The organism is Microbulbifer mixtoriginis (SeqCode) (genome assembly GCF_052467945.1).
Map to the genome: position 1 here is coordinate 3,832,519 of NZ_CP174328.1, position 14,685 is coordinate 3,847,203.

Sequence of the window (14,685 nt, forward strand, 5' to 3'; positions counted from 1 at the left end):
AATCCAGGTCAAGCAGGCAGAACCTTCATACAACCGCAATCAACAAGCACTTTAACTATCACTAACATAGTTGTTTTTCTCAAAAATAGGGAATTCCTTCAACCTTATATTTCACTTCAGATATTTTAGGGCTTACTAAATTTTTTAGTGCAACTCCAAAAAAGTTACTTTTTAAAAATTAACAACCCATTTAATTTTTTCAGAATTAAAATACACCTACAGCGGGCCTTTCTGTTTAAGCCACAAGCTCCCAACAACAATCCATCATAATTTTTCAACCATGGAATAGTGTCAGTAGACTGCTGACACCGCACAGGATTGTAAATACTTATGATTTTTTCTTAGGGGCTAAAAAAAGTACATATTACTTGAGAAAGAAATTTGCCTCTCTAGACACCCCCCCCTCAATCATTTTCTTACCCTTGTTCACCTCCCTAATTACCGGAGAAATCCTTTGGTAAGAATCTCCCTCTCACTTTGAAAAACATGAAACATATGATGAAAGGCTCAATCAATAGAATTACCGAGCCCAATAAAGCCTCTCAATTTAATAATATGAGAAGATCAGTGGAAAATTAGCATAGATAAAATTGGGGAATGAGAGGCTTTTTAGCCTATCTATTTAACCAGTCATCCATAGCAGCCAGTATCTGATGCCTATAGGGCTGGGTTTCATTGATCATTTGGTGGCGGGCACCGCGAATTAATACTCGGTGGCAATGCGGAAAACGATCGCGAATTGCGCGCATATCATAGCGCCAATCCACCGTGCCATCACCGGTGCCCTGTACCACCAAGATCTTGCGTGGATTTCGTGCGCTTTTGGGGAAAGTCTTGATCCAATCCACCATGGCGCCGAGCCAACACATGGAAATTACCCTGGATTGCAGGGGGTCGCGCAGGGCCTGGCGCCGGGAGAATTCGGCATCGTGAGTATTAATCGTGAACTCTCGACTGGGTTCACTAATAAACAAGCGTCCAAGATAGTATTTCCATTTCACCAGAAGCCAATTGGCCGGGCGCACCAGAGGAGCCAACAGAAAAACCTTATCTAGTGGCTGTTTACGACTGTATTGCAAGTGCGCTAATAAGGCAGCACCACCAGTACTTTGCCCCAGGGCGTGCCAAGGCTTGGGTAGTTTCCCTTCGGCAACCGATAAAAGACGATCAAATACCTGGCGGTATTGCAGGAAAGTCTGAATAGCCACCCGCTCGCCGCTGGAGAGGCCGTGGCCAGGAAAATCGAAAATCACCACATTGAGATTGCGCTCGAGGCCAAAACGAATCGCTGGTCCATAAATACCGGTGTGATCGAAATAACCATGGCAGATAAACAAGGTACCGCGTGGTTTTTCAACCAGCCAATATTGGGACACCAGCTCAAAGCCCGCCGCAGTAAAAGTGCCGACACCGGTTTTATAGGAGAGAGGAAAATGTAAGTCGTAAAAATTTCGGTAATCTTGCATCTCAGTCAGCAGCGGTGCCGTATCATTGGCAAAGTCCAGCTGCGGCAGCTTTTGCCGCAAAGCCGAGTAGTCCGGGCGCTGAATTACCGGGCTACTTTCGTAGGTGTTGATGTCTTGCAAGGTTTCCATTGAACCAATGGTACTGCATTTTCACTGGGTGGGAAGAGACAGGCTGAGTGAATAGTGACTTAAATATGAAAAAGGCGGACACAATGTCCGCCTTTCTTCACTGCAAGATAAGTAAGCGCTTACTTGATTTGCGGTTCCAAATCGCCAGCGGCATAACGCTCACTCATGGCATCAAGGCTGAGCGGACGAATCTTGCTGGCCTGACCGGCTGTACCGAAGGCTTCGTAACGCGCAACACAAATTTCCTTCATAGCTTGCATAGCAGCCTTGTAGAATTTGCGTGGATCAAATTCTGACGGGTTCTCGGCCAGGAAACGACGGGTGGCGCCGGTGGAGGCGAGACGCAGGTCAGTATCAATATTGACCTTACGCACACCGTGCTTGATGCCCTCGCAAATCTGCTCTACCGGCACACCGTAAGTTTCGGGGATTTCACCACCGAACTCATTGATTACCGCCAGCCACTCCTGAGGCACAGAGGAAGAACCGTGCATCACCAAGTGGGTGCCTGGGATACGCGCGTGGATTTCCTTGATACGGTCAATAGCAAGGATGTCACCAGTAGGCGGGCGGGTAAATTTATAGGCACCGTGGCTTGTACCACAGGCGATTGCCAGGGCATCCACCTTAGTTTTTTGTACAAAGTCCGCAGCCTCTTCCGGGTCAGTCAGCAGCTGATCATGGGATAGCTTGCCCTCAGCACCAACACCGTCCTCTTCACCGGCCATACCGGTTTCCAGGGAACCCAGGCAACCCAGTTCACCCTCAACAGAAACACCACAGGCATGTGCCATATCTACTGCGCGCTGAGTAACATCAACGTTGTATTCGTAGGAAGCCGGGGTTTTGCCGTCCTCACGCAGGGAGCCGTCCATCATCACGGAGCTGAAACCCAGTTGGATAGAACGCTGGCACACTGCCGGACTGGTGCCGTGGTCCTGGTGCATTACCACTGGAATTTCCGGGAATTCCTCAATGGCGGCCAGGATCAGATGACGCAGGAAGGGCGCACCGGCGTATTTACGCGCACCGGCGGAGGCCTGCACGATTACTGGGGAGTCGGTTTCCTTGGCCGCCTCCATAATCGCGCGCATCTGTTCCAAATTGTTTACGTTGAAGGCCGGTACGCCGTAACCATGCTCGGCAGCGTGGTCCAGCAATTGGCGTAGGCTGATAAGAGCCATATTAAATTCCTTTCTCGTCTACTCGTCGTATTTGTAATTTTTTGCTTTTATTGCCTTCCACATTTAAGAGGAGGGCATTATTGGGTACTCAGTCTTCGCCGCGGGACTCCAGGATGGCTACCGCGGGCAGCTTCTTGCCTTCAACATATTCTAAGAAGGCACCACCACCCGTGGAAATATAAGATACCTTATCGGCAATACCATATTTATCCACAGCCGCAAGGGTGTCGCCACCGCCGGCAATAGAAAAGGCATCACTATCGGCAATGGCCTTAGACAGATGTTCAGTGCCAGCGCCAAACTGATCGAATTCGAATACGCCTACAGGACCATTCCAAATAATGGTTTTCGCGCCCTTAAGAATCTCCGCCAACATTGCGGAAGATTGTGGACCAATATCAAAAATCATATCGTCCTCAGCCACAGCATCGGCGGCCTTGGTTTCCGCTACAGCTGTTTCGCTGAATTCCTTACCGGTCACGACATCAACGGGCACAGGAATATCGCACTTCTGCATCAAACTCTTGGCGGTATCCACCAAGTCGTGCTCACAGAGAGACTTGCCCACCGGCTTGCCGCTAGCGGCGAGGAAAGTATTGGCGATACCACCACCCACAATCAGCTGGTCTACTTTATCCGCCAGACTCTCCAACACTGTGAGCTTGGTAGACACTTTAGAACCACCCACAATCGCAACCAATGGACGGGCTGGCTCAGCCAGTGCCTTCTCCAGAGCATCCAGTTCGGCTGCTAGTAATGGACCGGCGCAAGCGACTGGAGCAAACTTGGCCACACCGTGTGTGGAAGCCTGGGCGCGGTGTGCAGTGCCAAAGGCATCCATTACAAAAATATCGCAGAGTGACGCGTAAGCTTTAGCCAGCTCTTCGCTGTCTTTTTTCTCGCCGGCATTGAAGCGCACGTTCTCCAGCAACGCCACCTCGCCCTCAGCCAGCTCGACGCCATCACGCCACTCTTTGATCAGGGCCACTTCGCGACCGAGTAGTTCACTTAAATGCGCAGCTACCGGAGCCAGGGAGAATTCATCCGCATACTCCCCCTCTGTAGGACGGCCCAGGTGGGACATCAGCAGTACTTTGGCACCAGCATCAATGGCGGCCTGGATAGTGGGAAGCGCCGCGCGAATACGGGCGTCAGAAGTTACCCGACCATCTTTCACCGGTACATTCAGGTCCTCGCGAATTAGTAGGCGCTTACCCGCAAGCTCCAGATCTGTCATCAATTTGACCGCCATTCGCCAATCCTCTTCTACTTCGATTAACTGAAAATGTGGGCGCGGAGTATATCAACTGCGCCGCACCACTGCCGACAGTTAAACAAGGAAAAACATGGCAGTTTTAATGTCAGAGCCAGAAAAGATCGAAATTCACTCTAAGCCTGTTTGGCAGAAGCACCTTCAGGCACCTAATGCCAAACTTATAGCCGCGCTCATATAAACTCCTAACTCCATACGCGAGCTAGGTATTTGGCTGAGAAGCTGCACGAAAGACTCAACTAGAATCTATGGCTTGAGAGATTCAGCCTCACCCTTACGACTCGCGTTCTCCTTCCTCTCTGCTCTGTAACCCATTGATGCAAAAGTTCTTTTCGCTGAAAAGCCACACCGCTAGAATCGCCGACCCCATCGAATAAGCACTACTACACAAGACCCGGCGTATACCACGGTAGCGGCGGGGCACATATGGAGATTTCTTACCTATGGAACAATCCGACAGCGATATAGTCTTTCAAAGTTACGGACGCTGCTGCAACAATGAGGAATTCTTTAAGGACTTTTACGATCGCTTTATGGGCAGCTCCGCGGATATTCGCAATCTGTTTGCCAATACAGATATGAAGGCCCAGCGGCATTTGTTGCGTAACGGCATTATGCAATTAGTGCTTTACTCCCGTGGTATGTCTGACACCAAGCTGCGCGCCCTGGGTAAAAGCCACGACCGCACTGGCTATAATATTCGCCCAGAATGGTACCGCCTGTGGCTGGATGCCCTGATAGCCACCCTACGCCAACATGACAGTGCGTTCTCCCCTGAGATCGAAGCGGCATGGAACCGTGCCATCACACCAGGAATCGATATCATTCGCCAAGCCTACTAAGTCATTAGGCTTTTTATTGGGAGCCACCTACGCGTAAAGCAGCGTATTTGCCAGGTGCTCCCTCGCCCGCTATAAGAACTCAGTAATAAAGCTCAATTCATCGTGCATCAATATAGGTCTACAGCAGACCCACTAACTCTTTAGATCGTATTGCACAGGTAACTCCTCCATGAACTAGTGTCGTATTCATGGAGAAAGCAGCAAACAATTAGCCAATCTGTTTTCAGAAAAAATTTTATAATAAGAAACTCATAAGAGACTCAGCGTTAATTGCCTGCCACTCAAAAGCGCCCCCAATACCGATTATTAGGATTATTCGACAAGGAAATACTATGAAAATTGTACGAAAGTACAGTGTACCCCTGACACTGATTCTGGCTATATCTGCCTGCGGAAAAGCACCAGAAAATAATAATCACGAACAAAACTCTCTCAGCTCAGCATTAACCTCCACAGCAAGTGCCACAGCTCCGCTTTCCATCAATTTCGAGAAATTTACCCTGCCGAATGGCCTGCGCGTTATCGTTCATGAAGATCGCAAAGCTCCCATTGTTTCCGTGGGAGTCTGGTATCACGTTGGTTCCAAGGATGAAAAACCTGGACGCACAGGTTTTGCCCATTTATTTGAGCACTTGATGTTCAGCGGCTCAGAAAATTACAACGATGAGTATTTCAAACCTTTTGAGCAGGCCGGTGCCACAGGAATGAACGGCACTACCTGGCTAGACCGTACCAATTACTTTGAAACTGTACCGACCAACGCACTGGACATGGCCCTTTGGATGGAATCCGATCGAATGGGCCACTTACTGGGAGTGATTACCCAGGAAAAGCTCGATGAGCAACGCGGGGTGGTACAGAATGAAAAGCGCCAAGGGCAAAACCAACCCTACGGCAAAGTTTGGGAGCGTATGCAAAAAGCGATCTTTCCCGCCAATCATCCCTACTCCTGGACCACCATCGGCTCGATGGAAGACCTCAATGCCGCAACCCTTGAGGATGTGCATGAATGGTTCAAACAATACTATGGTGCAGCTAATACCGTATTGGTCCTAGCTGGCGATATCGACGTGGAAACGGCCAAGGCTAAAGTGAGCCACTACTTTGGCGATATCCCCGCCGGCCCTCCCCTAATAAAGAAAAAGGCCTGGATTGCAAAACGGGATCAATCCAGCCGCGAGCAAATGTTCGACCGCGTAGCCCAGCCCCGCCTGTATAAAGTCTGGAATACCCCCAACCTCACCCATGAAGACGCCAATGCTATTGCTCTGGCCGCAGCAGTGCTCGGTGACGGCAAGAATTCACGCCTGTATAAGCGTCTGGTTTACAAGGACCAAATCGCCACCAATATCAGCGTTGGCCTGCATGAATTCGAACTCTCCTCCATCTTCCCTATTACCGCAGACGTCAAGCCCGGTGTAGCGCCTGCTAAGGTGGAGGCCGCCATTGAGGAAGAGCTGGAGAAATTCCTTGCCGAAGGGCCAACCGAGGAGGAGCTGGCCAGGGTAAATATGAGCGAATACGCCTCAATGGTGCGCAGCCTCGAGCAAGTCGGAGGCTGGAGCGGTAAAGGGGTACTCCTTGCCCGTGGCGAACTCTATAAAAGCAGCCCCAATGCCTATCTGGATGCACTGAGTGAGAAACAAAAAATCACCCCACAAAAGGTTCGTGAAGCTGCACAGAAATGGTTGTCCAGTGGTGATTACAATCTTGAGGTTCTGCCCTTCCCCGAATACAAAGCAACCAAAAGCGGGGCTGACCGCAGCAAACTACCTGAGACGGGCAATTTCCCCAGTGTACCCTTCCCCAAGCTACAAACAGCCGAGCTTTCTAACGGACTTAAAGTAGTCCTGGCTGAACGAAACTCTGTACCTGTCGTGGATCTACGCCTGCAGTTTGATGCCGGATATGCCGCAGATCAAGGCAACAAATTGGGCACATCCAGCTATGCGATGTCCATGCTGAAAGAGGGCACCAGCAAACTGGATGCACTGCAGATCAGTGCGAGAGAGGAAATACTGGGTGCACATATTGGCGCAGGAGCCGACATCGACACTTCTACCGTGCGCCTCAATGCCTTGAAAACCAACTTAGATGACTCCCTAGCGCTATTCGCCGACATTGTTATGCACCCGGCTTTCTCAGAAGAGGAAATTGAACGTAAACGGTCGCGCTGGATCGCTGCTATTCAACAAGAAAAAACTCGTCCAGTACAAATGGCGTTACGCAGCTTACCGCCATTACTTTATGGAGAGGGCCATGCCTACGGCGTACCATTTACCGGTTCCGGTACAGAGACTTCTATAGAGTCATTAAATCGTGATGACTTGGTGGACTACCATAAAACTTGGCTGCGTCCAGACAATGCCACCCTAGTTGCTGTTGGTGATATCACCCTCGAGGTATTAACACAGAAATTGGAACAGCATTTTGCCGATTGGAGCGCACCAGAAAGTCCCCTGCCCCAGAAAAACCTTACACGAGTAGCACATCCTCAAAAAGCCAGTGTCTATCTAATTAACAAGCCTGACGCAGAACAAAGTATTATTATTGGCGGCTTGCTGGCGCCCTCCGAAAAGATTGCTGAGCGCGATGCGATGCATATGATGAATGATATTTTTGGCGGCACATTCACCGCTCGCCTAAATATGAACCTGCGCGAAGATAAGCATTGGGCTTATGGGGCTTATTCCTTTTTAACGGGAGCGAAAGGCCAGCAGCCATTAATGATCTATGCACCGGTACAAACAGATAAAACCAGAGAATCCCTGCTAGAACTGCAGACTGAGTTGCGCAGTTATATCAGCAAAAAACCAGCTCAGGAAGAGGAGTTGCAAAAAGTAAAAAATAAAAGTGTCAATGAGTTACCAGGTAGCTTTGAAACCATTAAAGCTGTTTCCAGTGCAGTTTCGAGCATAATCACTTATGACCGCCCTCTGGATTATATGGATAGCTATGCAGAAAAAATCCGCAATGTAAACCTTCAGGCAATACACAAATTGGCCCAGGACACTATCAAGCCAGATCAGTTTATCTGGGTGATTGTTGGTGATAAAAGCAAAATAGAAAACGGTATTCTTGAACTTAACATTGGTCAGATTATTGAACTCGATACCAATGGCAATCCGATAGAAAAACAACCCTGAACTAGCCCCCTAATACTGACCAGGCACACAAAAGTGTGCCTGGCTTCTAATTCACACACCTTTAAAACTAAATTTAAATACTTAAGTATTATTTTTTATTTTTATACCCGCCGTAAAGAAACGTTTTCAAATGAAAACCTTTCAATGAAAAAACCGCCAATTTTTAACCAGCTATTAAAAATATATTTTTTTTAATAAAAAGCACGTTTTTGATTCCTCAAAAACTAAAAGGTTGTTATTTTTCATGACGGGGAAAGGCGGGATTTGCTTCCCGTAAGGATTTCCTTTCCCCAAAAAATAAAATAATATCTGTTAAGGAGTAACTCATGAAAAAGGCCCTTTCGATATTTGCCAGCGGCGCCCTGGCATTAAGCCTAGCGACATCTGCCACTGCCGAAGACAAGCGCTATATCGTTACATTCAAAGAAGGCAAGGGAGAGTCCGTCAGGTCTCTGGTTCAGCAAAACGGCGGCCGTAAAGCGCTTGACGTTCGCAACCATAACGCTATGGCTGCACACCTGCCGGCAAAAGCATTAATGGCACTACGCAGGAACCCCAATGTCGCCTTTATTGAAGAGGATCTGAAACGTTATCCACTGTCTCAGGAAGTACCTTACGGTATCCCTATGGTACAGGCAGACCAACTCAGCGATTTACAAGCTGGCAACCGTACCGTATGTATCATTGATTCCGGTTACGACCTGGCCCACGAAGACCTGTCAGGCAATGCCGTTACTGGTAGCAACGATCCAGAGGGTACTGGCAACTGGTATGAAGATCAAAATGGCCATGGTACCCATGTAGCCGGCACTATTGCCGCCATGAATAATAACGCTGGCGTTGTGGGGGTAATGCCTAACAGCAATATCAATCTGCACATCGTCAAAGTATTTGGTGCTGATGGCTGGGCTTACTCTTCATCCCTGATTGCCGCTGCAGAAGATTGTGCAGCGAATGGTGCAAATGTAATTAATATGAGCCTCGGTGGTGACAGAGCCAGCTTCTTTGAGAGACGCGGTTTCGATAATCTCAATAAACGCGGCATTCTCTCAATTGCCGCCGCTGGTAATGATGGCAATACCCGTCATAACTACCCTGCCTCTTACAACTCCGTTGTCTCCGTAGCAGCGATCGACAGCAACAAAAACATCGCAGGTTTCTCCCAGCAAACCAATCAGGTTGAACTCGCTGGGCCTGGCGTGCAGGTATTGTCCTCCATCCCCACTGGCAGCGGCCAGGCAGCCACCCTGGAAGTAGCAGGGGCTGAAGTCGAAGCCGCAGCTATGACTGGTACTCCCATTGGGACGATTACCGGAGCCTTGGAAGATTGTGGTACCGCTGAATCTGCCTGCGTAAGTGCAGCAGGTAAAATCTGTCTAATTCAACGTGGCAATATCAGCTTTGCTGATAAAGTTCTGAACTGCGAAGCCGGTGGTGGTGTTGGAGCGATCATCTACAACAACGTACCCGGAATGCTTTACGGTACCCATGGTGGCGTGGAGACTCATATTCCTTCCGTGGGTATTTCCGATGCGGATGGCAGCGCTTTATTAACTCAGCTGGGTGCCAGTGCCACGATAGAGACCGAAGCACAGGATTACGCTTACTTTAATGGCACCTCCATGGCGACCCCACATGTTGCTGGTGTAGCTGCTCTGGTTTGGAGCCACTACCCGAACTGTAGCAATAGCGAAATTCGCACAGCCCTGCATGTTACCGCAGAGGACCTGGGTGATGCTGGCCGTGACAATGCCTATGGTTATGGCTTGGTTCAGGCCAAAGCCGCATTTGATTACCTGGCGGCCAATGGTTGCACCGGCTCCATGTAATTCTGATCAAACCTTCTCAGATGGGGAGCTTATTGCTCCTCCTTTGGGAAGGATTCAACCTCTGATTAGAATTAGCAGTCAGCAGCTGAAATAATATGGCCTGTTATTGCAGGAACAGCCAAGTGTGCTCTGAGCTATAGCTTTCCAGAAATAGAAGCTCTAAATACTTACATAATGTTTAATATTTTATAAGTATCCAATTTCCCCAACAAAAATCTGCTCGCCAGGTTATAAAAGGCCAGAAGTTGCTTCTAGCCTTTATCTACAAACACTATTTACCAGCCACCTGCTTTACTTGATCATTAAGGACTGCGTGTTGCATGCCGATGGTCCCCAATGCCTCTACAGGCAAAAATACCTTGTTGTTTGACTCAGCCATTTTATCTAGGACTTCCAAGGTTCTATAAGCCAGATATTTATCCGTCACCGATTTGGCAAGCAGATCATTGACCTCTTTCTGTCCAATCGCTTTTTCACGGGCAATGGCACGATTCATTTTTTCCCTCTCCAAATCGCGCTCCATCTGTATCTTCTGAATCTGAAATTGAGCTTTTTCCTGCTCTATGAGTTCACGGCGCTCGGCCGCACGCTCTTTAGCCTGAGTGATGACCTTAGGAAATTGTATATCCGCCAGTCCCAAACGCTTAATCTCTATGGGTGTGCCTTTTAGGGCTTTGGATACCTCATTAAACAGCTCGTGGCTCAGAGACTCTCGGCTTGAAGCAATCTCATTGATGGAGTACTTGGCTACAACACGGCGTACCACATCTCTAATTACCGGCTGTGCATAAGTACCATAAACGCGATTTACCGAAATATTGTCATTGTCAGGCGGAATACGATCGAAAACACTATCGATAGCCTCTCTACTGATGGCACCGGTCATACGTACATCAAAGCTCATATTAAGCTGATCTTTGGGCATAAAGACTTTAAATTTTTCCAAATGACCAAAGTCTGCAATTGTCATTGTGACCAACTTGTCACAATAAAACATACACATATCCAAGCGAAACTTGGAAGGCGGTACCACTTCGGGCTTGTAGCCACTCTCCGTTAACACCTTGCCAACATGTGCAGGCGGCACTTCTACCCGCTCACCACAAGCGGATAACATAAAAAGGGAAGCCGCCAGGCCCGCAACTGAAACAAAACGCATTTTCAACACCAATCAATGAAAAAAACAAGATATTGTATTTACTCACATACAACAAGACAGAGAAATTAAGTAAAAGATGTTATAATCGGTAAAATTTAAATCTGATTTATCGAAATAAAAAATATGCAATTAGAATTTATAACCGCAACACTATTTAATCTCGGCATCAACCTAATCTACACAGTTTTGGCTCTTTTTATTGGAATAATCGCCTTAATAACAATCGACAAAAAACTGCTACGTACAGTAGACATCGAAGGTGAATTGAAAAATGGCAATATCGCAGTTTCTATCTTTGCGTCCACAATTCTGATTTTTGTTGCCATCATTATTTCTTTCGGATTGAAAGGGTAAAAACGTGTATAAATGGATTGTCCCCTTGCTTATTTTCTCTGTGCTGTTAACGCTGCCAGAAATTCTACGCAATACAATTCAAAAGCCTGAATTAAAACCTTCGTCAAAGCAGCCCCTCAATTCAGCAAGTAGGGCCTATGGTTCTACTAACGCTGACACCATAGATCGCCAAAATGGGGTGGTAAGAGTAGTGGGTACCAGCTATCCACTATCGGAAGAAACGATCCAACAGGTAGTGGCCAAGCGTTCTCTTGAGGAGAGCGCACAGGTTTCCATCTGGAACTGGCAAGGGCTAGAGGCAGTCACAGCCACTGCAAGAGGGCTGGATAAACAGCACCATTTTGCCAATAGTTACCTGGTGGGCTTCAAACCTTTCCAAACCCGCGAGCTTTGGGTACCGCTATATACTTTGGCGATGCAAAAGGAGTATCAGTACGACCATCTACAGTATGCCGGACTTTCCGATATCTGGCAGACATCCCGTCAGGCTTATTATCAAAAGCGCGGCGACTGCGAAGATCATGCCATCTTACTGGCCGACTGGCTGATTGAGCTGGGCGTGGACGCACGAGTAGCACTGGGGACACACAAAGGCCAGGGACACGCCTGGGTAGTTGCCATCTTGGATGGCCAGGAGTACCTACTGGAAGCCACCAGCAAGCGGCGTCAGACCAGCTGGCAAGCGATGCCATTGGCAGCCCTGGCAGAAGGTTATGAAGTAGAGTTCCAGTTTAATCGCCATTTCTTCTGGGCAAAACGAAATTCCGCCTCTACGAGAAAGTATCGCGGCAGTCACTGGATAAAAAAATCTCAGTTCATTCGCAGCTGATCTTGCCTGGGATCACCCGGTAATTATTCCGGGTGATCCCAGGCTTAATCTCAAACGCGACAAGACTCAGATTGGTGAACCCGGTGGCATCGCTTTAATATCCCCGGCTTTTACTTCAAGTTCACCGCGCATGAAAGATTCTATGCGTTTGGCTTGGAAATAATAATGGGCATTGTATCCCTGTGAATCATCACCAAATAATTTTTTCTGTCCAAGCGCCAGTTGGAATTTTGCCAGCTGTAATTGTGCTTTGGCTCGTACCGATTCGGCAGCTGCACGATCACCAGCAAGCAGCATCAGCTTCTGGATGTATACATGGTTGATACGCTGGTGAATTGACGCTTGTAAACCGGAATACTGTTCATTATCCAGAGCTCCTGTGGTAAGCCTCTCTAATAAACTATCGAATGCAGGAATTTCACTACTACGTGCATTCTGCTGATCCATACGTGCCGCCCGCTGTGGATCCATCAGGATCGACAGGGTGTGACCCACTGCTGCTTCGGCCAAAGCCACTGCGTCGAAGGCAACACCGGTGTGAGAGGGGAAACTCTCCCTGGTGCGTTCATAACCATAGGATTTGGGGGGAATTAGCTGAAGAACCTGTTCTGACAATGCCAAAAATTCTGGCGACAGAGTTTCAACTAGCGCATCCATGGCTTGCTGTTGGCGCTCAGCCGGTACTAGCGTGTAGCTATTCTGCTCAGCGCCGTTATATAAGTAATCGTAATCCAGCCCACCAATCAACTTGCCCACGGCTTCGGCCTGATAGCGATGCCCGTAGTAAACTGGCACCAGGGTCTCCTCCAGGTCAGAGCGAGGTGCGGATTTGGGATTTGCCGCGCGGGAGAAATTATCCAGAGCATGGCGGCGCAGCTCGGTTAAACGGCTGAACTCTTCCAGGGGATCCCTGCCGTTATCCCATAAATGGGAGGCTGCATGAGCATTGTTTATCGCGCGGGAATCGGGGTCAGAAATAAAGCGCAGCTTTTGCTTCTCCGCTTCTTCGATGATGCTATCCAGATAGGACTGTTCCTCCCCGCTGTTTCCGTAGCCATAGCGAATTGCTAACTTATCCCAATCGCCAATACCAGTGGCATATGCCTCGGAGAAATCCAACTCGGTGCCCAACAGAGCAATCAGCGGCGCCGGATAATCCATCACGGAAGCGCGCTCTACGGCACTCGCGGCAAAATTATGCGCAAGACCCAGGGTATGCCCCACTTCGTGAGCAGACAGCTGACGAATTCGAGCTAACGCCATCGCCTGCAAGGCCTGGGTATTAGCAGATTTATCGGAATATGGCTGCAAAAGCCCCTGGGCGATTAGAAAGTCCTGGCGTACACGCAGGGAGCCCAGAGTTACATTACCCTTGAGAATCTCGCCGGTACGGGGGTCAAAAACAGAATACCCATAGGACCAACCGCGGGTGGAGCGGTGTACCCAATTGATTACGTTGTAACGCACATCCAGCGGATCTACACCTTCCGGCAAGATTTCCACGCGGAAGGCGTCCTTATAACCGGCTGCAGTAAAAGCCTGGTTCCACCAACTGGCTCCCTCTACCAACGCGCTGCGTACAGGCTCCGGCACACCGGGGTCCACGTAATAAACAATAGGCTCAACCACTTCATTACTACCCGGTTTTTTCTCCAGGCGGTGCCGGTAGATAAGGCGCTGATCCAGAGGCTGGTCAATTGCCGTAGCGTAATCACGGAAAGTGAAGGGGAAATAACCGCTGCGGCTGTGAAATACCCGCGGCTGGTACTGTTTATCAGGAAGCTCTATTAGAGAGATATGCTGACGCAGCGAAACCAGAGTGGGAGTTGGCACCACTTCACGCAAATACTTACCAGGCTTGTTACCAGAAAAAGTCAGTTGAGCCTCAAACTCACTGTTCTTGGGGAAATTTTTGGTGCGGGGCAAGTAGATTGCGGACTTGGACTTATCCACAGAGTAATTGCCTTGCTCCGCCTGTTTCAAACGAGCACTAATACCGTGCTGATCGCTGAAAAGGAAGGGGGTAAAGTCCACCAGGGCAACGCCATCCTCCTGTGCCAAGGTTTCAAAACCCCAGAGCACAGAAGAGGCAAAAGCCTCCTCCACCGCGCGGCGTTCTGCCAGGTTTTCTGATTCAGCGCGATAGTTGGCGTTCACTTGGTGCATTAGCACCCTGTTACCCACACGTTGGAACTTAACCAAACGGCTCTCGCCTATCTGATTGCGGTCCAGACCCACAGGGTTGGATCCAAGCCCCTGGGCCAGACCGGTGAGAAGCAGCAGTTCACGCTCAAACTCATTAATCTGCAACAGCACCCGACCGCTGTTTTCATCCCAATAGAAATCGTGATAACCACTGTACTTGCGCATATCCGCCGTGTACTCGGCGATATCCCCAGACCGAGCCACTGTGCTTAACAACACTAAGCACAGAGCCATCAACTGCCTGCTGAATGACATTTGCCATCCCCCAA

10 protein-coding genes are annotated in these 14,685 nt (G+C 48.8%); 5 read left to right on the forward strand and 5 right to left on the reverse strand.

Features of this window, described 5'->3' with window-relative positions:
• Positions 1-614 precede the first annotated feature (614 nt).
• From ACJJIJ_RS16550 to ACJJIJ_RS16560, 3 genes are all read right to left on the reverse strand, one after another.
• Entirely contained in the window at positions 615-1,595 is a 981-nt protein-coding gene (locus ACJJIJ_RS16550; protein ID WP_252083653.1) for an alpha/beta hydrolase, read from the reverse strand.
• 119 nt (positions 1,596-1,714) lie between these two features.
• Entirely contained in the window at positions 1,715-2,779 is a 1,065-nt protein-coding gene (gene fba / locus ACJJIJ_RS16555; protein WP_252083654.1) for a class II fructose-bisphosphate aldolase, read from the reverse strand.
• A gap of 88 nt (positions 2,780-2,867) precedes the next feature.
• A complete protein-coding gene (locus ACJJIJ_RS16560; RefSeq protein ID WP_252083655.1) occupies positions 2,868-4,031 on the reverse strand; it encodes a phosphoglycerate kinase in 1,164 nt (387 codons plus the stop codon).
• Between the two features lie 464 nt (positions 4,032-4,495).
• Here ACJJIJ_RS16560 and ACJJIJ_RS16565 point away from each other — a divergent pair, with 464 nt between their 5' ends.
• The 3 genes from ACJJIJ_RS16565 to ACJJIJ_RS16575 all read left to right on the forward strand — a co-directional run bounded on the left by ACJJIJ_RS16565 (position 4,496) and on the right by ACJJIJ_RS16575 (position 9,869).
• Positions 4,496-4,894 carry a globin gene (locus tag ACJJIJ_RS16565; protein WP_252083656.1) on the forward strand — a complete coding sequence of 133 codons (399 nt, stop codon included), beginning with the start codon at positions 4,496-4,498 and terminating at the stop codon, positions 4,892-4,894.
• A gap of 332 nt (positions 4,895-5,226) precedes the next feature.
• Complete coding sequence (locus ACJJIJ_RS16570) at positions 5,227-8,040, forward strand: M16 family metallopeptidase (RefSeq protein ID WP_444937928.1); 2,814 nt, start codon at positions 5,227-5,229, stop codon at positions 8,038-8,040.
• A 326-nt stretch (positions 8,041-8,366) separates the two neighbouring features.
• A complete protein-coding gene (locus ACJJIJ_RS16575) occupies positions 8,367-9,869 on the forward strand; it encodes a S8 family serine peptidase (RefSeq protein ID WP_444899607.1) in 1,503 nt (500 codons plus the stop codon).
• 271 nt (positions 9,870-10,140) lie between these two features.
• On the opposite strand, the gene ACJJIJ_RS16580 is transcribed toward ACJJIJ_RS16575, so the two are convergent.
• The gene (locus ACJJIJ_RS16580) at positions 10,141-11,028 is read right to left on the reverse strand and encodes an SPFH domain-containing protein (protein WP_252083659.1); all 888 of its coding nucleotides are present in this window, start codon (positions 11,026-11,028) and stop codon (positions 10,141-10,143) included.
• 123 nt (positions 11,029-11,151) lie between these two features.
• On the opposite strand from ACJJIJ_RS16580, the gene ACJJIJ_RS16585 reads away from it, so the two are divergent.
• Together ACJJIJ_RS16585 and ACJJIJ_RS16590 are read left to right on the forward strand one after the other, a co-directional pair.
• Positions 11,152-11,382 carry a DUF350 domain-containing protein gene (locus ACJJIJ_RS16585; RefSeq protein WP_252083660.1) on the forward strand — a complete coding sequence of 77 codons (231 nt, stop codon included), beginning with the start codon at positions 11,152-11,154 and terminating at the stop codon, positions 11,380-11,382.
• A gap of 4 nt (positions 11,383-11,386) precedes the next feature.
• On the forward strand, positions 11,387-12,211 hold the full coding sequence (locus tag ACJJIJ_RS16590; protein WP_444889168.1) for a transglutaminase domain-containing protein: 825 nt from the start codon (positions 11,387-11,389) through the stop codon (positions 12,209-12,211).
• Positions 12,212-12,277: 66 nt separating this feature from the next.
• Here ACJJIJ_RS16590 and ACJJIJ_RS16595 read toward each other — a convergent pair whose 3' ends face one another.
• Entirely contained in the window at positions 12,278-14,671 is a 2,394-nt protein-coding gene (locus ACJJIJ_RS16595) for a zinc-dependent metalloprotease (RefSeq protein WP_444937929.1), read from the reverse strand.
• Between the last annotated feature and the right edge of the window lie 14 nt (positions 14,672-14,685).

Bases quoted from the DNA above. Each gene is read 5' to 3' on its own strand.
- ACJJIJ_RS16550 (WP_252083653.1), bottom strand. From the start codon at position 1,595: ATGGAAACCTTGCAAGACATCAACACCTACGAAAGTAGCCCGGTAATT.
- fba (WP_252083654.1), bottom strand. From the start codon at position 2,779: ATGGCTCTTATCAGCCTACGCCAATTGCTGGACCACGCTGCCGAGCAT.
- ACJJIJ_RS16560 (WP_252083655.1), bottom strand. From the start codon at position 4,031: ATGGCGGTCAAATTGATGACAGATCTGGAGCTTGCGGGTAAGCGCCTA.
- ACJJIJ_RS16565 (WP_252083656.1), top strand. From the start codon at position 4,496: ATGGAACAATCCGACAGCGATATAGTCTTTCAAAGTTACGGACGCTGC.
- ACJJIJ_RS16570 (WP_444937928.1), top strand. From the start codon at position 5,227: ATGAAAATTGTACGAAAGTACAGTGTACCCCTGACACTGATTCTGGCT.
- ACJJIJ_RS16575 (WP_444899607.1), top strand. From the start codon at position 8,367: ATGAAAAAGGCCCTTTCGATATTTGCCAGCGGCGCCCTGGCATTAAGC.
- ACJJIJ_RS16580 (WP_252083659.1), bottom strand. From the start codon at position 11,028: ATGCGTTTTGTTTCAGTTGCGGGCCTGGCGGCTTCCCTTTTTATGTTA.
- ACJJIJ_RS16585 (WP_252083660.1), top strand. From the start codon at position 11,152: ATGCAATTAGAATTTATAACCGCAACACTATTTAATCTCGGCATCAAC.
- ACJJIJ_RS16595 (WP_444937929.1), bottom strand. From the start codon at position 14,671: ATGTCATTCAGCAGGCAGTTGATGGCTCTGTGCTTAGTGTTGTTAAGC.